Below are 19,410 nucleotides of genomic sequence, written 5' to 3'. Positions count from 1 at the left end.
GTTAAAGCCTATTATTTAATCTATAGCTGTTGGAAATCATGCGGACATCAATAATTTATGCTTAAATTTATTTACTCAAAAATTGATATTATGGACGATTTCATGGCTGCCCGTGCCCAAATGGCAATGTCACTCGGTTTCCACATCATTTTTTCCTGTGTCGGTATGGTAATGCCCTTCCTGATGGCTTTTGCCCACTGGAAATACCTAAAAACAAATAATGAAATCTATAAAGGACTTACCAAAGCCTGGAGCAAAGGTGTAGCTATACTTTTCGCCACCGGAGCTGTTTCCGGGACGATGCTTTCTTTTGAGCTCGGACTTCTCTGGCCAACATTCATGAAACATGCAGGACCCATTTTCGGTATGCCTTTCTCTTTGGAAGGAACCGCATTTTTTATTGAAGCTATTGCAATCGGGTTTTTTCTTTACGGATGGGACAGATTTAATAAATGGTTTCACTGGTTTTGCGGATTTCTGGTGGGTGTAAGTGGTTTAGCCTCCGGAATTTTGGTGGTTGCCGCCAATGCCTGGATGAATTCTCCGGCCGGATTTGATTATGTTGACGGACAGTATTTAAATATAGACCCGATTAAAGCTATGTTTAATGAAGCGTGGTTTCCGCAGGCTTTACACATGTCGGTTGCTGCTTTTTGTGCGACTGGATTTGCTGTTGCGGGAGTTCATGCTTATTTAATAATGAGAAAAAAGAATGTGGAATTCCATACAAAAGCGTTCAGAATTGCTGCCGGTTTTGCTTTAATTGGAGCATTTGGAGCACCTTTGAGTGGTGATATTGCTGCAAAATCCGTTGCAGAGAGACAACCTATTAAATTAGCCGCCATGGAAGCTCATTTTGAAACTGAAAAAGGCGCAGCTTTCGTGATCGGTGGTATTCCTGATGAAGAAAAAGGTGAAATAAAATATGCCCTGAAAATCCCGAAAGTTTTAAGCTTTTTGGTGAGTAGTGATTTTAATCATGAAGTAAAAGGCCTGAACGATTTTCCAAGAGATGAATGGCCTCCAGTTGCGGTTGTTCATTATGCTTTTCAGATTATGATATTCTTTGGGGTAGTAATGATTATTATCGGAATTATTTATTTATATGCTTTATTTTTTAAGAAAGAATGGTTGAATAAAAATTGGTTATTAAAAACATTTTTAATGGCATCACCTTTCGGGTATATCGCTTTGGAAGCAGGCTGGACAGTAACTGAAGTCGGACGGCAACCGTGGATTATTTACGGAATCATGAGAACTGTTGACGCCGTAACGCCAATGCCCGGAATACAGTATTCATTCTATTTTTTTACAGCGATCTTCGTTTCATTATCATTGATTATCATCTTCCTTCTAAGACGACAAATACAGATGGTTCCGAAGTTGTATGACCCTACCGACCCTCAGTTTAACGATAAAAACAAGAAATCATGATTTATGTAGTTATAGGTTTTCTCTGGCTTTCGATTTGTCTTTATGTGATTTTGGGTGGAGCAGATTTTGGGGCCGGAATTGTGGAGTTATTCACTAAGAAAAAGAACCGTCCTAAAACAAAAGTCATCATGTATGAATCCATCGCGCCGGTTTGGGAAGCGAATCATATGTGGTTGATTATCGCCATTGTAATTCTTTTTGTTGGTTTTCCGGAAGTCTACACTACCCTTTCGACATATTTGCATATTCCGTTGGTTTTAATGCTTATAGGAATTATTGCAAGAGGTACCGCGTTTACTTTCAGACATTATGATGCAGTGAAAGACGACTGGCAGAAAGTGTATACCCAAATATTTTATTTTTCGAGCTTGCTGACTCCGTTTTTCTTAGGATTAATTGCCGCAGCAACCATTTCACGCTCCATTAACCCTAATGCTGATAATTTTCTGGATCTGTATATTTTCAGTTGGCTGAATTGGTTTGGAATTGCCGTAGGATTATTCACTATTGCAATTTGCGCTTATCTGGCTTCGATTTTTGCTTTAAGAGAAACAATTGACCGGCTAGAATTAGGCTTAATGATTAAAAAATCAAAACAAACCATGATCTTCGTTGTCATTACCGGAGGTTTGGTTTTCTTTACGGCTTATCTTTCCGATATTCCTTTGCTGATGTGGGTTTTCTCAAAGCCTTTAGGCATTATGGCAACTCTTTTTGCAACGATTTGTTTAGTTTTAATTTTAAGAGCGATGAATAACCAAAAACTGCTGCCGGTAAGGGCTTTGGCGGGATTTCAGGTGGTCATGATTCTGGTTGCGGCTACTTATCAGCATAACCCGAATATTATTTTGTTTGGAAACGGAGAACACCTTTCCTTGCTGGAACACGTGGCAGCCCCGAAAACAATTTCCGCTTTGGGTTGGGCTCTGATGCTAGGTTCTGTATTTATTTTACCGTTCTTGTTTTACCTGATGATTTCGTTCAGTAAACAGAGGAAAAGTAATTAAGATTTATTGTAATAAAAAAAGGTTTGTCAAAGTTTAAAACTTTGACAAACCTTATAAATTCATTTTTATTTAATGATCTTGATTAAGCTAATTTCATCAAAACATTCTCATCAATTTTCTCAACCTTCACCAAGTTATTTTTAGTTAAAGTTTTTGAAGCTTTATCCCATTTTTTACCGGATAGTTGACTTCTTTCTTTTACTTCAGCCAAAGAAAAAGGCTCTTCCTGAGAGTTAAGAATTTCAAGGATTACTTTTTCATCTTCACCCAATTCAATCTGAGGAACCGTTTTTTCCGGTCTCATCTGAGGGAAGAATAATACTTCCTGAATTGACGCATTATTTGTTAAGAACATAATTAATCTGTCCATCCCTATTCCTAATCCTGAAGTTGGCGGCATTCCGTATTCCAACGCTCTCAGGAAATCCTGATCGATAAACATGGCTTCATCGTCTCCTTTTTCAGAAAGCTTCATCTGATCTTCGAAACGCTCTCTCTGATCAATCGGATCATTAAGCTCGGAATAAGCATTTGCGATTTCTTTACCGCAAACCATTAATTCAAAACGCTCTGTAAGACCTTCCTTGCTTCTATGTTTTTTCGTTAAAGGTGACATTTCCACCGGATAATCTGTAATGAAAGTCGGTTGAATGAAGTTTCCTTCACATTTCTCACCAAAAATTTCATCGATTAATTTTCCTTTACCCATCGTTTCATTTACCTCAATTCCGATAGATTTTGCAAAATCATACAATTCCTGTTCGGTTTTTCCTGTAATATCGAAACCTGTAAATTTCAAAATGGCATCCGTCATTGAAACCCTTGGATAAGGTGCTTTGAAATCAATTTCAAGATCTCCAAAAGTAGCTTTTGTCGTTCCGTTTACCTGAATCGCACAGAATTCTAATAATTTCTCCGTAAAATCCATCATCCAGTTGTAATCTTTGTAAGCTACATAGATTTCCATGGCCGTGAATTCAGGGTTGTGCGTTCTGTCCATCCCTTCATTTCTGAAGTTTTTTGAGAATTCATAAACGCCATCAAAACCACCAACGATCAATCTTTTCAGATATAATTCGTTAGCAATTCTTAAATATAAAGGAATGTCTAAAGCATTGTGGTGCGTAATAAACGGTTTTGCCGCAGCTCCACCAGGAATTGACTGTAAAATCGGGGTTTCAACTTCAAAATATCCTGCATCATTGAAGAAAGTTCTCATGGCGTTGAACAATTTTGTTCTTTTCACGAAAATTTCTTTCACATTCGGATTTACAATTAAGTCAACATAACGTTGTCTGTATCTTAGTTCCGGATCGTTGAATGCATCATGCACCACTCCGTTTTCATCGGTTTTTGCCTGAGGAATCGGTCTTAAAGATTTAGTTAAAAGTGTAAAATTTTTCACTAAAACTGTTTGTTCACCAACTTGTGTGGTAAACAATTCTCCTTCAACTCCGATAATATCTCCTATATCTAAAAGGTGCTTGTAAACTTCGTTATATAAAGTTTTGTCTTCACCGGTACAGATTTCATCTCTGTTAAAATATACCTGAATTTTACCTTTAGAATCCTGCAATTCTGCAAAAGAAGCCTTACCCTGGATTCTTCTTGACATTAATCTTCCTGCAATCTTAACGCGTTTATTATCAGCGAAATCCTGTTTTATAGATTCTGTAGTATCTGTAATTTCGTATTCATCTGCAGGGAATGCATTGATTCCCATTTCAACAAGCTTATTAAGCTTTTCTCGTCTAATGATTTCTTGTTCTGATAATTGCATTGTATTTATTTAAAATAACGTGCAAAATTAGTGATTTTTGAATTGATGGTCAATGGCTTTTCTCAGAAATATAATTTATTTCATATAAATTTAAATTCAGAAGATGATTTAAGCTAAATTATAAGAACCAATCTTTACGATTTTGTTGAGGAATAAAAGTCCAGGCTAATATTCTACTTATTTTCTGACCTTGAGCCATGTCAATGGTTTTAACTTCTACTGCTTTGAGTTTCTTTAAAAGTGTAGTCAGTTTAAACAAATTATCTTTTTTTGAAACTAAACAAGTAAACCAGAGAATTTGTGATGAATACAAAACACTTTCATTAATCATTTTAGTAATAAAAGCCAATTCGCCGCCTTCACACCACAATTCAGATTGTTGTCCACCAAAGTTGAGCAGCGGTTTTTGAACCTTTGACTTGTTAAGATTTTTTGTTTTTCTAAGATTTCCTTTCACAGCAGATTCTTCAGAATCATGAAAAGGAGGATTACACATTGAAAACGTAAACCTGTCTTTCGGATCAATATTATTTTTAAAGATATAATCCGGATTTGGCTGTTTCTTTAATTGTATAAAAGATGATAAATCAGGATTATGATTTAAAATATGTTGGGCATTTTCGAGAGAGTCCTGATTAATGTCCGTTCCCAACATTTTCCAGCCATAGGATTTGTGAGCTATTAAAGGATAGACAAGATTGGCTCCAGTTCCGATATCTAAACCTCTTACGGAAGTTCCTGTAGGAATTTCGGGCTGTTGTTCAGCTATCAAATCCGCAATATAATGCACATAATCGGCTCTTCCGGGAATTGGAGGACAAAGATTTGCATCAGGAATATCCCAATCCTTAACATTGTAAAAATGTAATAATAATGCTTTATTAAGTAATTTTACAGCTTTAGAAATACTGAAATTGATGGTAACGGTTTGATAAGAATTGGTAAAAACATACTGTCTCAGTTCTGGCACACAAGAAATAAGACTATCAAAATCATAAGGATTACGATGAAGATTTCTTGTGTGCAGACCAGATTTTTCAGTAGACATATTTTATTTTTTCTGGCTTAAAATATATTCCACCATTTTTTTAGCATCTTCTTTAGATACCTGAGGATGGGGCGCCATCGGAACACTTCCCCAAACTCCACTTCCGCCTTCTATAATTTTGGAAGCCAGCAATTCCATATCCTTTTCAGAATATTTGTCGGCAATTTCCTGGTAAGAAGGTCCTATCATTCTCTCATTTACCGCGTGACAACCAGAGCAATCCAGGGTTTCAATGATCTGATCTCCTGAAAGGTTGCTTTTTGCCTCCGAAATATTTGTAGTTTCAGAAGACGTGGCGTCAACCGGCGTATTTTCTTTTTTGGAACAGGAAAAAATAAGTAAGCTTACACATCCTGTCAAAAACAATTTTTTCATTCTTATTTTGTAAGAGTATCTGCTTTTGCTTCACTTGGAGGAACTGATACAGCGGCATTTACGTCTGCTTCAGGCGTATCACGTGTTGTTGCAGAAGAATCAACTACAGTTGGTGCATCAGGTTCAGGCAGCATGGTATTGCTGTCTTGTAAATCATGATTTGGCTTTTTTGTGCAGTTAGCTACCAATAAACCACCGATAAATGCGATTGCTAATACTTTTTTCATTATTTTTTCTATAAATTATTTAAGCAAAAATATAAAAAATAAACTTTTAAAATCATGATATCTATCCATTTTATTATAATTTCAAGAAATTCACATATCCGTAATGATTATATTTAAATATATTTTTAAATTTAAACTATGGTTTTCATTTCAAAAATTCTATTTTTTACAAGTCATCACGGTTTTTATACGGTGATTATTCTGTTTCTGCTCTTTGGATTCTTGTTTGTTGTAACGAGAAAATGGTGGCTTCTAATACCCATTTTACCTTTATCTATTATAAACGGATTTGGTGGGCAGTTCATTAATGCCTGGTTTTTGAATAAATATGGCGTCGAAAGCACCGCAATTCTTACCTCTGATATTCAAACCAATTCCACCCTGAACGACCAGTATATTCATGATTATGAAGCTATTGTAAAGAAACAGGACGGAAAATACGTCAATACTTTTTTTTCTACTACCACCGCAGCTATTTATCCCATTGAAAATGCCATCAGAATTCCTCGAAAAGAAGAGACTTTTCCAGTAAAATTCATTCCCGGATACGAAAAAAATATCGTGATCCTTTATTATCAGTCCGAAGAAGGAAAAAATCTGCTAAAATATGAAATGCAGGCTCCCATAGATACCGCAAGAATAAAATATGAAGCAGACAAAACCAATAAAGAATTCATCGAAGAATACATTTCTGCTTTAGAAGATTATGTGAAATATTATGATGACGAAAACTATAAAATGAAAATTGAGGAATTAAAGAAAGAATTACGGCAATTAAAATAGATTGTTGATTTTAAGTTTTTTTAATTTCTGTTTTTTTTGTTTTTGTATAAAAAAATTTATTTACATTTGTCCCATGTTTAATATGAGTAACAATATTTGGTGGTGGCTTTCAAACTCTTCGTCGGGTCTGAAGGTATTGTCGTGTTGTTAATTTACAGCAAAAATAATTAAAACAATATAGTAGACTTTGACGCGTGCGTTGAAGTCTTTTTTTATTTAAATTAAAACAAAACTGCAAATGTTCAATAAAAAAATAAAAATAAAAACCGTATCCAAAAAAACATTGGGAGACCTGCAAACTCCGATGAATATTTACCTGCGGATCCGGGATAAATTCCGGGATACTATTCTTCTGGAAAGCTCGGATTCTCAGAATATTGACAATAATTTTTCATTTATTGCCATCAATGCTGTTGCCGGAATTGAAATCAAAAACTTGAATGAATTTGAAATAAAACTTCCAAAACAAGAGCCTATAAAACAGTTCATTATCGAACATAAAATTGCAGATATTTTTGAACATTTTTCCAATATTTTTGAGTGTGAAAAAACGGAAGATGAAGTAGAAAAAACAGCACAAAGTTTATTTGGCTATACAAGTTTTGAGGCTGTACAGTTTTTTGAAAATGTTACATTTAAAGCCCAAAGCCCGGAAGTGAAAATCCCACTTCTTCGTTACAGATTATATCAGTATGTCATCGCTATCAACCATTACAACGATGAAATGCACCTTATTGAAAACCAGATCGAAGGTGTGAAATCCGACCTTTATTTATTGGAAAGTTTAATTAAAAATCAAAATTCCGTCATTTATCCATTTGAAAAAAACGGTAGAGAAACGTCCAATATTACTAACGAAGAATATATCGAATTGGTAAAAACCGCCCAGAAACACTGCATGAGAGGTGATGTTTTCCAACTGGTTTTAAGCAGAAGGTTTGAGCAAAAGTTTAAAGGTGATGAATTCAATGTTTATCGTACCCTGAGAAATATCAACCCTTCCCCCTACCTGTTTTTCTTTGACTACGGAAATTATAAATTATTCGGATCAAGTCCTGAAAGTCAGCTGATTATCAAAAACAATAAGGCAATTATCCATCCGATAGCCGGAACTTTCAAAAGAACGGGACATTTTGAGATTGATTTACAATCCATTGAAGCCTTAAAAAACGACCCGAAAGAGAATGCAGAACATACGATGCTGGTTGATTTAGCAAGAAATGATCTGGGAAAAATAGGCAAAAATATAACCGTGACGAAATTAAAGGAAATTCAGCTTTTTTCACACGTCATCCACATGGTAAGTGAAGTTACCGCCGATTTACCTGAAAAAAATAACCCTTTTGAACTGATAGCCGCAACTTTTCCACAGGGAACTTTGAGCGGAGCTCCCAAACATAAAGCCCTGCAGCTAATCAATGCATATGAAAAAGATTCACGTGGCTATTATGGCGGCTGCATCGGAATGATCGGCTTAAACGGAGACTGCAATCAGGCCATTATGATACGGACTTTTTTAAGCAAAAACAATACACTTTATTACCAGGCCGGTGCAGGATTAGTTGCAAAATCCAATCCCGAAAGTGAGCTGCAGGAAGTGAATAATAAATTAAATGCTCTGAAAAAAGCTGTCGAAAAAGCCCATAAGCTCGATGACAAATGAAGAAATAGAAGGGATTCAATTAAAAAAAATTACAATGAACAGCAATATAAAACAAACAACAGATAACAATCAGCCGAAAACTAAAGTTTTAGTTTTTGATAATTACGACAGTTTCACCTACAATCTTGTCCAGATTATTGAACGGGTTTTGAACCAAAGAGTTGATGTAGTAAGAAATGACGAAATCACCTTAGAAGAAGTCGGAAAATACGATAAGATCATTCTTTCTCCAGGCCCGGGAATTCCCGAAGAAGCAGGAATTTTGTTGGATTTAATTAAAAAATATGCTCCTACAAAAAGCATTCTGGGGGTATGTCTTGGTCAGCAGGCAATTGCGGAAGCTTTTGGCGGAAGTCTTATTAACCTTTCAGAGATTTTTCACGGTGTTGCGACATCTGCGGATTTGGTGAAAAATGATACTAAGCTTTTTAAAAACCTTTCGAGCGGACTGGAAGTGGGCCGATATCACAGTTGGGCAGTTAGTCTTGAAAATTTTCCAGACGAACTGGAAATCACAGCGGTTGACAAAGATGGAATGATCATGGCTTTGCAACATAAAAAGTATGATGTTCACGGTGTTCAGTTTCATCCGGAAAGTATCCTGACTCCTGAAGGTGAAGTGATTATAAGAAACTTTTTAAATAATTAACAATGACAAAAGAAGCATTTGAAAAATTATTAAAACTAAAAACTAAAATTAGATCTGTAGAAGAACTTTTGAATTCCATTTAAGATATAAACAACAATAAAAAATTCTCCAATCATACAATTTTCACAAATGAAAGAGATTTTACAATATTTATTTAATCATCATACCTTGTCTAAATCTGAGGCAAAGGCTATCATGATTGAAATTACTCAGAATAAATTCAATGCAGCCGAAGTTACCGCTTTTATCAGCGTTTTCCTGATGCGGAATATTACATTGAAAGAACTTGAAGGTTTCCGTGAAGCGCTGTTACAAATGGCTGTTCCGGTAACTTTGGATGCAAGTGACGCGATTGACATTGTGGGAACCGGTGGTGACGGGAAAAATACCATTAATATTTCTACCCTGACGTCTTTTGTAGTGGCCGGAGCCGGGCAAAAAGTCACTAAACATGGGAACTACGGAGCTTCAACCACTACAGGATCTTCAAATATTTTCGAGGAATTGGGCTATCAATTTAAAAACAGCTCGGAAAAACTGAATGAAGATCTTGAAAGAGCCAATATTTGCTTTCTCCATGCACCTTATTTCCACCCTGCCATTCAGTCGGTCGGAATACTGAGAAAATCTTTGGGTCTCAGAACATTTTTCAATTTGCTCGGGCCTCTTGTAAATCCGGTCAAACCACAATATTCAATGATTGGAGTTTACAGTCTGGAAATTGCCAGAATCTATCAGTATTTATTACAAAAAGATGAAAAAGATTTTCTTTTGGTGCATTCCATGGACGGTTATGATGAAATCAGCCTGACTCACGACACCAAAATCATCACCAAAAATGGCGAAGAAATTTATTCTACGGAAGATTTAGGATTTGATTCTGTGAAGCCGGAAAGTTTAAATTCGGGTTCTACGACCAAAGAAGCGACAAAAATTTTCAGCAACATTCTACAAGGAAAAGGGACAAAACAACAAAATTCCGTAGTCTTGGCAAATGCTGCCGTTGCCCTTCATCACACCAAAAAATTCGGGAGCTATGATAACTGCCTTCAGATGGCTCATGAAAGTTTACTGGGAGGAAAAGCATTGAGATGTCTCGAATTGCTTTTGGAATAAAATTTTAAATTATGACTGTTTTAGATAAAATTATACAAAGGAAAAAAGAAGAAGTTGCCTATTCAAAAGCAAAAATTTCTATTGAGCTATTAAAAGATTCTGATTTTTTTGAAAGAGAAAATTTTTCATTAAAAAAAAGCATCAACAATAAAAGCGGAATTATTGCTGAATTTAAAAGACAGTCGCCTTCAAAAGGAATAATTAATGACAAAGCTTCCCCTTTAGAAGTCGCGTCAGCTTATGAATCTTTTGGAGCAAGCGGAATTTCAATTCTTACTGATAAAGATTTCTTCGGGGGTAGCAATAAAGATATTTTAAATGTAAGAAATCACGTAAATATTCCGATTTTACGAAAAGATTTCATCATTGATGAATATCAGATTTATGAAGCAAAAAGTATCGGGGCAGATGTTATTTTATTGATTGCGTCGTGCCTTACATCGAAACAGGTTCAGGATTTTACGGAACTTTCTCATGAATTGGGGCTTGAGGTTTTACTTGAAATTCATACAGAAGAAGAACTTCAACATTTTAATTCAAAAGTTGATCTTGTAGGAATTAATAACAGAAATTTAAAAGATTTCAGTGTTGATTTACAATATTCCGTTCAATTGAAAAACCAACTTCCAAAAAACGTTGTATCCATTGCAGAAAGCGGGATTTACAGCATTGAAGACTTTAATTATTTAAAAGAAAAAGGTTTCGACGGTTTCCTGATGGGTGAACATTTCATGAAAAATAAAAACCCTGCGAAAGCTTTTGAAGAATTTATTTCAAATATATGAAACCCGAAACTCAAAATATGAAACTCAAAATCTGCGGTCTTACAAGATTGAATCAGATTCATGAATTGATTTCGATGAATACAGATTTTCTGGGATTTATTTTTTATGAAAAATCTCCCCGATATGTTTTGAATCACTTGAATTTAAATGAGATTTCAAAAATTATCCATAACGGAAAAACCGGAGTTTTCGTCAATGAAAGTGTAAATGAAATCTATAAAATAACAGAAAAAGCAAATCTGAATTTTATTCAGCTTCATGGTGATAATGATGAAAATTTTATTTCTGCGTTAAGAAAAAAAATAAATCCTGATATTGGGGTTATTAAAGTTATAAGAATCTCAGACGGAAATATTGACTTAAAAAATTTAATTAAAAAGATAAACAATTACCTAAAATTAAATATTAATTATCTTCTTTTTGATACTGATAGCAAAGCTTTTGGCGGAACAGGAAAACAGTTTGACTGGAATATTTTAAATGAAATTGAGATTCCTTTACCCTATTTTTTGAGTGGTGGAATTTCAGAAGAAAATATTAAACATATTACTATTTTAAAGCAAAAACCATTTGCAATTGACATCAATTCTAAATTTGAGATAGAAGCGGGCGTGAAAGATTTAAATAGAATTAGAAAATTTAAAGAAATTTATAAAACATAGCAACAAAAAACACATATAATAAAAAACAAAGGGATGAAAAAATATTATTCAAAAAAAATAAAGCTCTGGAAAATTAAGAGAATGAACCTGAAATCCATACGGAGATCCGTTCATCAGGCTTTTTTTCCGAAAAGATTTGAAAATGATAAAGTTGAAAATCTGCATAAGTTTGTTTTTCAAAACGGCAACAATACCGAAAATTGGTTAATTGGTGGTTTATTAAGTGATTTTATCGATATTATTAAAAATTTTAACCGTGATGATATTCAATATTTCTTCAAAAGTTTTCATTTATGGGACAGCTATCATCTCGTCATCATTGCCGATAAACTACTGGATAACAATGTGAAAACCAATGTACAATTTGATTTTGGATTCGTGTATTGTAAAATATTCTGTTTGTATGAAAAATTAGATTCTTATTATTTAGTTGACAGTCTGGAAATTGCTGTAAACATGTACAATTCAAAGCTAAGTTTGAATCTTTTAATTGATTTAACAACAAAAATTCATCTATTATATCAAAACAAGCAGATCAACAAACAACAATTTGATTATAACCTTTCATTTATAAATAAACTGCAAAATGAATTATAAAAACCCTGATGAACACGGATATTATGGAGAATTTGGAGGTGCTTTTATCCCCGAAATGCTCTATCCGAATGTGGAGGAATTACAAAAAAAGTATCTTGAAATTATAGAATCTGAAGAATTTCAACAGGAATATCAAAATTTATTAAAAAATTACGTTGGGCGTGCTACTCCGCTTTATTTTGCGAAAAATTTAAGTCAAAAATATAACTCGAAAATATATTTAAAAAGAGAAGATTTAAACCACACCGGAGCCCACAAAATCAACAATGCTTTAGGGCAGGTTCTTCTGGCAAAACGTTTGGGAAAAACAAGAATTATTGCAGAAACCGGAGCCGGCCAACATGGTGTTGCAACTGCTACAGCCTGTGCTTTGCTGGGTTTGGAGTGCATTGTTTACATGGGAGAAATTGACATCCAGAGACAAGCCCCGAATGTGGCAAGAATGAAAATGTTGGGCGCAGAAGTTATCCCCGCAACTTCAGGTTCAAAAACTTTGAAGGATGCTGTAAATGAAGCATTAAGAGACTGGATAAACAATTCAATTACAACACATTATGTAATCGGAAGCGTGGTTGGCCCACATCCGTTTCCGGACTTGGTGGCGAGATTTCAAAGTGTGATTTCAAAAGAAATTAAAGAACAGCTTTTTGAACAAACCGGACAGCAAAATCCCGATTATGTAATTGCCTGTGTTGGTGGCGGAAGCAATGCTGCAGGGGCTTTTTACCATTTCGCAGATGAAGAGAATGTAAAGCTTATTGCTGCTGAAGCCGGCGGTTTAGGAATTAATTCCGGGAAGTCGGCAGCAACAACTTTTCTCGGAACTTTGGGCGTTTTGCACGGAAGTAAAAGCCTGGTGATGCAGACAAAAGACGGCCAGGTCATTGAGCCTCACTCTATTTCTGCGGGTTTGGATTATCCGGGAATCGGGCCGTTTCATGCTCATTTATTTAAGGAAAAAAGAGCAGAATTTTTCAGCATTAATGATGATGAAGCTCTAGAATCTGCCTTTGCATTAACAAAATTGGAAGGCATTATTCCCGCTTTGGAAAGTGCTCATGCGTTGGCGGTGTTGGATAAAAAGAAATTTAATGAGGACGAAATTGTTGTGATTTGTTTGAGTGGCCGCGGCGACAAGGATATGGAAACCTATTTGAAAAGGTTGGAGGATGGAAGTCGGAAGATGGAGATTTAATTTATAAAAATGAAAATTTGTCAACTTAAATTCAATTTAAATCTATGAACTACAATAACTTCGAGCATCCAACATCCAACATCCAGCCTCAAAAAAAACTTAATATTTACTTTACAGCAGGGACTCCACAATTGGAAGATACCGTTGAAATTATAAAACTCATTCAGGATTCCGGGGCGGATATGATAGAAATCGGAATGCCATACTCCGATCCGGTTGCGGACGGTCCGGTGATTCAAAAAGCTCATGAACTGGCGTTGAGAAACGGAATGACGATCGAAAAACTATTTTCACAATTAAAATCTATTAAAAATGACATTAAAATTCCCTTGATTTTGATGGGATATATCAATCCTGTTTTAAGTTTCGGATTTGAAAATTTCTGTAGAGAATGTTCGGAAAGTGGTGTTTCGGGATTGATTATTCCTGATCTTCCCCCTATAGAATTTGAAAAAAATTATCAGAAAATATTAGAAAAATATAATTTAAATTTCACTTTTTTGGTTACTCCCGAAACCTCGGATGAAAGAATTTCATATTTAGATACTTTAAGTTCCGGATTTTTGTATGCTGTAAGTTCATCATCCACAACAGGAAATGAAAATACAGTTTTGAAAAATGAAGATTATCTTAACAGGCTGGCTACTTTACTTTTAAAAAATCCAATACTAATCGGTTTTGGAATTAAATCAAAGCAAGATTTTGAAAATGTTACGGAAAAAGCGGACGGAGGAATCATCGGAACTGCCTTTGTGAATATTTTACTACAAAATAGAGATTGGAAGAAAAAAGCTATAGATTTCATCCATTCCATGAAAGGGTAAAAATCACTAAATTTGTATATTCAAAACAAGGTATGAACACACATCAGAATAAAGTAGTAGAATTTGAGGATTTAGGGGTAAAAGAATATCAACCATCTTGGGATTATCAGGAAAAACTGATGAAAGATATTATTGATACCAAAATAAAAAACCGCGATCTGCCTGCTGAACAACATATTACAACTCCCAATCATTTTCTTTTAGTGGAACATCCTCACGTTTATACGTTAGGAAAAAGCGGCCATGAAGAAAATATGCTGGCCGGAATGGATCAGTTAAAGGAAATTGATGCCACTTTCGTAAAAGTGAATCGTGGCGGCGATATTACGTATCACGGATACGGACAAATCGTTGGCTACCCTATTCTTGACCTTGAAAATTTTTTTACTGATATTCACAAATATATGCGAAATCTGGAGGAAGTAATCATCAGGACCATAAATGAATACGGCTTGAAGGGGGAACGTTCTCCCGGAGAAACAGGGGTCTGGCTGGATGTTGGAAAGCCTTACGCCAGAAAAATCTGTGCAATGGGGGTGAAAGCTTCCCGTTGGGTGACGCTGCATGGTTTTGCCTTAAATGTGAATACCGATATGCGTTATTTTGAATACATTATTCCGTGTGGAATCAAGGATAAACAGGTGACTTCTTTGAAAAGAGAGCTTGAAAGAGAATTGACTCCCGAAGAAATGGAAAATATTAAAGCCAAGATCAGAAAGCATTTTACGGATGTTTTTGGAGCGGAATTAATAAGTAAAAATTAATATAAAACTGTGTTATTCCGTAGGAATTTTGCTACATTTTAAAATGCGGGTAAATTCCTACGGAATGACAATTTTGATTTAGATATTTCCTAATAAAACTACCTTACCACAGAAATCCCCGCGTCCACTTTTATTTCCGCACCGTGGATATACGAAGCCTCTTCCGAAGCCAGAAAAAGTACAGCATTGGCAATTTCTGACGGTTCACCCAGTCTTTTAAAAGGAATTGTCGGAATAATATTCTTCACAGCTTCATCAATTTGTTCCGAATTTAAGCCTGTATTGTTAAAAATATTCGTTTTGATGTGTCCCGGACTGATTCCATTGACTCTGATTCTTCTTTCCGTAAGCTCGCTTGCAAAAGTTTTGATAAAAGACTGTACCGCAGATTTCGCAGCCGAATAAATTGAAAAATTGGGCATTGCAACTTCCGTAGCAACAGAAGTATTAAAAATAACAGAACTTCCCTCTTTCATTAATGGTAACATTTGCTGAACGGTAAAAAATGCTCCTCTAACCAACACATTAAAAAGTTCATCAAACTGATTTTCATCAACATATTCAATCGGGGCAAATTTCCCGTAACCAGCATTAGCAAAAACCATATCAATCGTTTGTGTATGCTTCCTGACTTCATTTTGCAGATTCATCATATCCTTAAAATCTCCTGCGTTGGAAACAATTCCGACAGCTTTTCCGCCCAATTTTTCTAAGGCATTATTTACCGTTTCTTTGCTTCTTCCTGTGATGATTGCCGTTCCGCCTTCATTGATAAACTGTTGGGCTGTGGCGAATCCCATTCCGTTTGTTCCGCCTGTTATTAAGGCGAATTTGTTTTTAAATCTTTGCATTGTTTTAGTTTAAAATTCTAATGCAAAGTTTGGAATATTGATGGTCGGAAAAAATCCGAATCTTGCGGAATTGACTATTTTTAATTAAAATTATCTTGTCACAGAGTCGCTTTTCTTGAAAGCATCCACTTTCATATAAGAATCATTCATCTCTTTTTCTTTTTTATCTGAAATTAAAATTCCAAAAAGATGGTCGATTTCATGCTGGAAAATTACGGCTGTAAAACCTTCCACAATTTCCGAATATTTTTGTCCTTTCAAATCGACGTACTCTAACTGAATCACCTTGCTTCTGTAAAACTGATCCCTGAATTCTGGAATCGACAAATCGCCTTCCGGACCAAGATTCTGCAGTTCTGATTTCCAGACAATCACAGGATTGATGAAGTATTCCAGCGGTTCACCTTCTTTATCGAAACGCTGAACCCAGATTATTTTTCTATTAATTCCGACTTGTGGCGCAGCTATTCCTACTCCGCCATCGGTTGATAAAAGTGATTCTTTCATTCTCTTCACTAAAATTGCCGTGTTTGGATCTGTCGGGTCAATTTCGGTCGATAAACTTAATAATGTTTTATGTTGATTTTCGTCAGTTGTCTGAAAAATCGGTAATGCAGAGTTTATATCCCCTTGATTGATGATAGAAATTTCGGTTGAAGTTAATTTCTGAGCATTAATTAAACCGATGAAAAGTATGAATAGAATGGATAACTTTTTCATTTTTGGTGAATGTCTTTTACAAATATAACTAATGTTGTTTTAAATATACAGTCTGTCATTCTGACGAAGGAAGAACCTCTTATACAAGAAGATTCTTCACTCCATTGTATTCCGTTCAGAATGACAAAAGTTATGTATGAAAACGGGCTCCTATTGATTCAAATATTAATATTTACTAATATGTTTTCGTCATATCACTAGGAATAATCAAATTAAAATCTGTCGGAATATATTCTTTTTCCGGAACCTTCAATTCAGGATCTTCAGATTCAAAAACTGAGATTACAGCCATTTTAAGGTTTGGATTTTTCTGTTTAATATACCAATAAATCCCCCCGAATTCCTTGCTGTGATAATTTCCGTTGTAATGGATAAATGTCTTTCCAGCCTGCATATTTTTCAGAATAGATTCCGCCATTGTTGCATCTTTCGTTGCCTGGGCAGAGATAAAATTCATCACCTTTGTTCCGTCTGCATGATCGCCCATCATTTTTTTCATTTCGGGATAACCGGGAGTGTCCAGCGTCACTTTAATCGGTAATTGAGCGATGTAAGTTTTCTCTTTTTCAGTTAAATTATTCAAGGATTCAAGCCCTTCTTTTGCAGTTTGAGAAGCGTATCTTCTGGGAATATTTGTGGCAATGAAATTCAGTTTTTTATCTTTAGCAAAGTCAACCAGCGGTTTGTAATCCGTTGCAAAATTATTCCACAAACGAGCCGAATCTTTCAAGGTTTTGGCATCAAACTTTCCACTTAAATATTGATTCAATTGAGATTGGTTATCTCTTTCAAACATTTCAGCGCCTAAAATAAGCTGCCCGTTTTTCTTTTCATATAGAGCTTCCGTAATTTTCAGTTGAAGCCAGTGATTGATTGAGCTGTTATGGTTTTCACCAAAGAAAACAATATCGTATTCAGCTAATTCCTTAACTAATTTATCGGTTTTAATTTCCTTTCCTTTTTGATTATAAAATTGATAGGCTTTGAAATTCTGAGCATTGATAATGCTGTAGCTTATCAATAATATGGCTATAAAAATATTTTTCATTTTTATTTAATTTAATGAATTTTTTAAACACTAATATCACGAATTATTTTTCACAAATATCACAATAATAATTAAATATAACTTACAGAATTAGTGTCATTAGTGCAAAAAATATTTGTGCCGATTTGTGTTTAAACCTAAAACAAAAAGCCGCCCTGCAAAAAACAAAACGGCCTTATAAAAATCATCTAACTATTTATTTTTCAAGATCTGCTACAAGGTCTTTCCACTCTTGCAGTTCAGGAATTCCTGGTTTTCTTTTTCCGAAGAACTGAACAATGAAGTCTCCTTCTTTGTTGAAGACTTCGATAGCCGTTACTTCACCGTCTTCGGTTGGTTTTTTCACGATCCATACCTCTGCAATTTTCGTTACGTCAAGATGTAAATTGAAATCCGGGTCCATCACGTTGAACCATTGCTGATGCCAAAGAGTTTTCTTCACTTCTCCGGTGTGGATTTGGATAATTCCTCTGTTTCCAACAAAAACCATGATCGGAAGGTTCTTTTCAGAAGCATCTTCCAATACGTTTACTACTTTTGCACTGTCAATTTTTTTAGCATACCCTTCCGGAGCCAATCTCAAAGCCTGCGTTCTGCTCACCCCGAATTTTCTTGTCATCATGAAGAAATCGTGCGTATCTTTCAATTCTGTCCATGACTTTTGGAAACCTTCCACATCAATTTCAGAATCTGCTTTTTCAGGAGCTTTTGGAGCAACCGCTTCAAATTCAAATGCCTGGTTTTGATCTTCCGCCTTAAATTTTTCAACAATAACATCGAAAGCTTCAACATTGCTGTCTTTTGTCAGGTATATTTTGTGAAGCGCCAATCCGTCTTTTCCGAAGAACTGAAGGCTTTTTTTGTCACCTTCCACCACTGCAAAAGCGAATTTCCAGTGATTAATGAAAATTCTCAAATCGATATCTTCTCCCACGAAAAGCTGTGCGTGCGGACTGCTGAAATCCCCATTCAGGTAAGTCCCTTTTCTTTCGTGAACGCACTCGTCGTTACGTGTAAGAGCCATTACTTTTCCTAATTTTTCGGCTTCAGTCAAAATATCTTTAAACTCCGGCTTCAAAACAGTTACGCCTTCGCCTACGTTTGTTATTAATAATTCGGCTTCGCTTACTCCTAAGTCTGCAGCAGCATTTCTTATTCTTAGATGCGGATTTTCTGCTTTCAGAGCTTCCCATTTTTCTTTTAAGTCATTAACTAATGTGCTCATTATTTTTTATTTTTTTATGGTTAAAACTGTATAAATTCTTCTGATTGTTTCGTTTTCTGCTTTACTTTTTACCAATTCGCTTTTTTCAGAGACTTTCATTCTCTTAAAATGACTTTTAGAAACCATTTCTTCCATTTCACTGGTACTGTATAAGATAAAACCATATTTTGTGAAAGGCAGTGATTCCATGAAATTTCTTTGGGCGAACGTCAGTACAAAAGTTCCGTTATCCTTTAATATTCTATAAATTTCATTTAAAAATTTTACCGGTTCTTTCCAGAAATAAACGGTGTTTACGGTAAAAATTTTGTCGAAGGTTTTCTCTTCAAAAGGAAGGATTTTTCCTTCATATAATATAAATTCAGCCTGATTTTTAATATCTTCATTGAATCTCTGAGCTTCTTTATGCATGGTTTCAGAAATATCGATTCCGGTATATTTCAGGTTTTTGGCTTTATTTAAAATACTTTTCACATGTGCCGCGTTCCCGTGACCAATTTCAAGGATATGTTCGTTGTCCTCAATTAAAAGCGTCTTGATACTTTCCAACGTCATTCCGATGTTGGTGGCATTCATCATTTCGCCTATTTCAATTCCTTTTTCTCCTTGCGGATTGGCGAGGTTTTGAGCTAATATTTTTAAGTCTTCTTTTTCCAT

General features: G+C 35.2%; 21 protein-coding genes. 12 read left to right on the top strand and 9 right to left on the bottom strand.

The features are described from left to right. Positions 1–90: 90 nt before the first annotated feature. Together ATE47_RS04815 and ATE47_RS04810 are read left to right on the top strand one after the other, a co-directional pair. A complete protein-coding gene (locus ATE47_RS04815) occupies positions 91–1,434 on the top strand; it encodes a cytochrome ubiquinol oxidase subunit I (protein WP_062163448.1) in 1,344 nt (447 codons plus the stop codon). Beyond that, positions 1,431–2,441 (top strand): cytochrome d ubiquinol oxidase subunit II, encoded by a 1,011-nt coding sequence (locus ATE47_RS04810; protein WP_062160892.1) that lies wholly within the window; start codon positions 1,431–1,433, stop codon positions 2,439–2,441. The genes ATE47_RS04815 and ATE47_RS04810 overlap by 4 nt, the downstream gene beginning before the upstream one ends. A gap of 82 nt (positions 2,442–2,523) precedes the next feature. On the opposite strand, the gene lysS is transcribed toward ATE47_RS04810, so the two are convergent. The 4 genes from lysS to ATE47_RS04790 form a co-directional block, all read right to left on the bottom strand. Continuing rightward, positions 2,524–4,221: a lysine--tRNA ligase gene (gene lysS, locus ATE47_RS04805; protein WP_062160891.1), complete on the bottom strand. Its 1,698-nt coding sequence runs from the start codon at positions 4,219–4,221 to the stop codon at positions 2,524–2,526. 118 nt (positions 4,222–4,339) lie between these two features. After that, a complete protein-coding gene (gene rlmF, locus ATE47_RS04800; RefSeq protein ID WP_062160890.1) occupies positions 4,340–5,269 on the bottom strand; it encodes a 23S rRNA (adenine(1618)-N(6))-methyltransferase RlmF in 930 nt (309 codons plus the stop codon). A gap of 3 nt (positions 5,270–5,272) precedes the next feature. Continuing rightward, a complete protein-coding gene (locus tag ATE47_RS04795) occupies positions 5,273–5,644 on the bottom strand; it encodes a c-type cytochrome (RefSeq protein ID WP_062160889.1) in 372 nt (123 codons plus the stop codon). Between the two features lie 2 nt (positions 5,645–5,646). Further along, positions 5,647–5,871, bottom strand: coding sequence for a hypothetical protein (locus tag ATE47_RS04790; RefSeq protein ID WP_062160888.1), 225 nt, complete (start codon positions 5,869–5,871; stop codon positions 5,647–5,649). 138 nt (positions 5,872–6,009) lie between these two features. Between ATE47_RS04790 and ATE47_RS04785 the strand changes: the two genes are divergently transcribed. The 10 genes from ATE47_RS04785 to lipB all read left to right on the top strand — a co-directional run bounded on the left by ATE47_RS04785 (position 6,010) and on the right by lipB (position 14,909). Beyond that, on the top strand, positions 6,010–6,654 hold the full coding sequence (locus ATE47_RS04785; protein ID WP_062160887.1) for a hypothetical protein: 645 nt from the start codon (positions 6,010–6,012) through the stop codon (positions 6,652–6,654). A gap of 238 nt (positions 6,655–6,892) precedes the next feature. Beyond that, entirely contained in the window at positions 6,893–8,317 is a 1,425-nt protein-coding gene (locus ATE47_RS04780; protein WP_062160886.1) for an anthranilate synthase component I family protein, read from the top strand. A gap of 34 nt (positions 8,318–8,351) precedes the next feature. Beyond that, the gene (locus ATE47_RS04775) at positions 8,352–8,966 is read left to right on the top strand and encodes an anthranilate synthase component II (protein WP_062163447.1); all 615 of its coding nucleotides are present in this window, start codon (positions 8,352–8,354) and stop codon (positions 8,964–8,966) included. A gap of 129 nt (positions 8,967–9,095) precedes the next feature. Next, a complete protein-coding gene (gene trpD, locus ATE47_RS04770) occupies positions 9,096–10,082 on the top strand; it encodes an anthranilate phosphoribosyltransferase (protein ID WP_062160885.1) in 987 nt (328 codons plus the stop codon). 11 nt (positions 10,083–10,093) lie between these two features. Next, positions 10,094–10,867, top strand: coding sequence for an indole-3-glycerol phosphate synthase TrpC (gene trpC, locus ATE47_RS04765; RefSeq protein WP_062160884.1), 774 nt, complete (start codon positions 10,094–10,096; stop codon positions 10,865–10,867). A 17-nt stretch (positions 10,868–10,884) separates the two neighbouring features. Continuing rightward, complete coding sequence (locus tag ATE47_RS04760; protein ID WP_228376319.1) at positions 10,885–11,529, top strand: phosphoribosylanthranilate isomerase; 645 nt, start codon at positions 10,885–10,887, stop codon at positions 11,527–11,529. A 33-nt stretch (positions 11,530–11,562) separates the two neighbouring features. Continuing rightward, entirely contained in the window at positions 11,563–12,126 is a 564-nt protein-coding gene (locus ATE47_RS04755) for a hypothetical protein (protein ID WP_062160882.1), read from the top strand. Beyond that, positions 12,116–13,321: a tryptophan synthase subunit beta gene (trpB, locus tag ATE47_RS04750; RefSeq protein ID WP_062160881.1), complete on the top strand. Its 1,206-nt coding sequence runs from the start codon at positions 12,116–12,118 to the stop codon at positions 13,319–13,321. Before ATE47_RS04755 ends, trpB begins: the two co-directional genes overlap by 11 nt. A gap of 44 nt (positions 13,322–13,365) precedes the next feature. After that, positions 13,366–14,145, top strand: a complete 780-nt coding sequence (gene trpA / locus ATE47_RS04745) for a tryptophan synthase subunit alpha (protein WP_062160880.1) — start codon at positions 13,366–13,368, stop codon at positions 14,143–14,145. A 32-nt stretch (positions 14,146–14,177) separates the two neighbouring features. After that, positions 14,178–14,909 (top strand): lipoyl(octanoyl) transferase LipB, encoded by a 732-nt coding sequence (gene lipB, locus ATE47_RS04740; RefSeq protein ID WP_062163446.1) that lies wholly within the window; start codon positions 14,178–14,180, stop codon positions 14,907–14,909. A 98-nt stretch (positions 14,910–15,007) separates the two neighbouring features. Here the strand turns inward: lipB and ATE47_RS04735 are convergent, their stop codons facing one another. From ATE47_RS04735 to ATE47_RS04715, 5 genes are all read right to left on the bottom strand, one after another. Next, positions 15,008–15,760 (bottom strand): SDR family oxidoreductase, encoded by a 753-nt coding sequence (locus tag ATE47_RS04735; RefSeq protein ID WP_062160879.1) that lies wholly within the window; start codon positions 15,758–15,760, stop codon positions 15,008–15,010. A gap of 90 nt (positions 15,761–15,850) precedes the next feature. Next, a complete protein-coding gene (locus tag ATE47_RS04730; protein WP_062160878.1) occupies positions 15,851–16,480 on the bottom strand; it encodes a peptide deformylase in 630 nt (209 codons plus the stop codon). Positions 16,481–16,655: 175 nt separating this feature from the next. Next, on the bottom strand, positions 16,656–17,528 hold the full coding sequence (locus ATE47_RS04725) for a ChaN family lipoprotein (RefSeq protein ID WP_062160877.1): 873 nt from the start codon (positions 17,526–17,528) through the stop codon (positions 16,656–16,658). Between the two features lie 196 nt (positions 17,529–17,724). After that, positions 17,725–18,753: a hemin-degrading factor gene (locus ATE47_RS04720; protein WP_062160876.1), complete on the bottom strand. Its 1,029-nt coding sequence runs from the start codon at positions 18,751–18,753 to the stop codon at positions 17,725–17,727. A gap of 6 nt (positions 18,754–18,759) precedes the next feature. Continuing rightward, a complete protein-coding gene (locus tag ATE47_RS04715) occupies positions 18,760–19,410 on the bottom strand; it encodes a class I SAM-dependent methyltransferase (RefSeq protein ID WP_062160875.1) in 651 nt (216 codons plus the stop codon).

Origin of the sequence: Chryseobacterium sp. IHB B 17019, assembly GCF_001456155.1 — a bacterium.
Taxonomy (GTDB): domain Bacteria; phylum Bacteroidota; class Bacteroidia; order Flavobacteriales; family Weeksellaceae; genus Chryseobacterium.
The sequence above is the reverse complement of the archived record's forward strand: the minus strand, read 5'-3'. Positions and strand labels throughout refer to the sequence as shown.

Bases quoted from the DNA above. Each gene is read 5' to 3' on its own strand.
- ATE47_RS04735 (WP_062160879.1), bottom strand. From the start codon at position 15,760: ATGCAAAGATTTAAAAACAAATTCGCCTTAATAACAGGCGGAACAAAC.
- ATE47_RS04795 (WP_062160889.1), bottom strand. From the start codon at position 5,644: ATGAAAAAATTGTTTTTGACAGGATGTGTAAGCTTACTTATTTTTTCC.
- trpC (WP_062160884.1), top strand. From the start codon at position 10,094: ATGACTGTTTTAGATAAAATTATACAAAGGAAAAAAGAAGAAGTTGCC.
- trpD (WP_062160885.1), top strand. From the start codon at position 9,096: ATGAAAGAGATTTTACAATATTTATTTAATCATCATACCTTGTCTAAA.
- ATE47_RS04790 (WP_062160888.1), bottom strand. From the start codon at position 5,871: ATGAAAAAAGTATTAGCAATCGCATTTATCGGTGGTTTATTGGTAGCT.
- ATE47_RS04815 (WP_062163448.1), top strand. From the start codon at position 91: ATGGACGATTTCATGGCTGCCCGTGCCCAAATGGCAATGTCACTCGGT.
- ATE47_RS04755 (WP_062160882.1), top strand. From the start codon at position 11,563: ATGAAAAAATATTATTCAAAAAAAATAAAGCTCTGGAAAATTAAGAGA.
- ATE47_RS04715 (WP_062160875.1), bottom strand. From the start codon at position 19,410: ATGGAAAAAGAAGACTTAAAAATATTAGCTCAAAACCTCGCCAATCCG.
- rlmF (WP_062160890.1), bottom strand. From the start codon at position 5,269: ATGTCTACTGAAAAATCTGGTCTGCACACAAGAAATCTTCATCGTAAT.
- trpA (WP_062160880.1), top strand. From the start codon at position 13,366: ATGAACTACAATAACTTCGAGCATCCAACATCCAACATCCAGCCTCAA.
- ATE47_RS04730 (WP_062160878.1), bottom strand. From the start codon at position 16,480: ATGAAAAAGTTATCCATTCTATTCATACTTTTCATCGGTTTAATTAAT.
- lysS (WP_062160891.1), bottom strand. From the start codon at position 4,221: ATGCAATTATCAGAACAAGAAATCATTAGACGAGAAAAGCTTAATAAG.
- lipB (WP_062163446.1), top strand. From the start codon at position 14,178: ATGAACACACATCAGAATAAAGTAGTAGAATTTGAGGATTTAGGGGTA.
- ATE47_RS04725 (WP_062160877.1), bottom strand. From the start codon at position 17,528: ATGAAAAATATTTTTATAGCCATATTATTGATAAGCTACAGCATTATC.
- trpB (WP_062160881.1), top strand. From the start codon at position 12,116: ATGAATTATAAAAACCCTGATGAACACGGATATTATGGAGAATTTGGA.
- ATE47_RS04785 (WP_062160887.1), top strand. From the start codon at position 6,010: ATGGTTTTCATTTCAAAAATTCTATTTTTTACAAGTCATCACGGTTTT.
- ATE47_RS04720 (WP_062160876.1), bottom strand. From the start codon at position 18,753: ATGAGCACATTAGTTAATGACTTAAAAGAAAAATGGGAAGCTCTGAAA.
- ATE47_RS04760 (WP_228376319.1), top strand. From the start codon at position 10,885: ATGAAACTCAAAATCTGCGGTCTTACAAGATTGAATCAGATTCATGAA.
- ATE47_RS04780 (WP_062160886.1), top strand. From the start codon at position 6,893: ATGTTCAATAAAAAAATAAAAATAAAAACCGTATCCAAAAAAACATTG.
- ATE47_RS04810 (WP_062160892.1), top strand. From the start codon at position 1,431: ATGATTTATGTAGTTATAGGTTTTCTCTGGCTTTCGATTTGTCTTTAT.
- ATE47_RS04775 (WP_062163447.1), top strand. From the start codon at position 8,352: ATGAACAGCAATATAAAACAAACAACAGATAACAATCAGCCGAAAACT.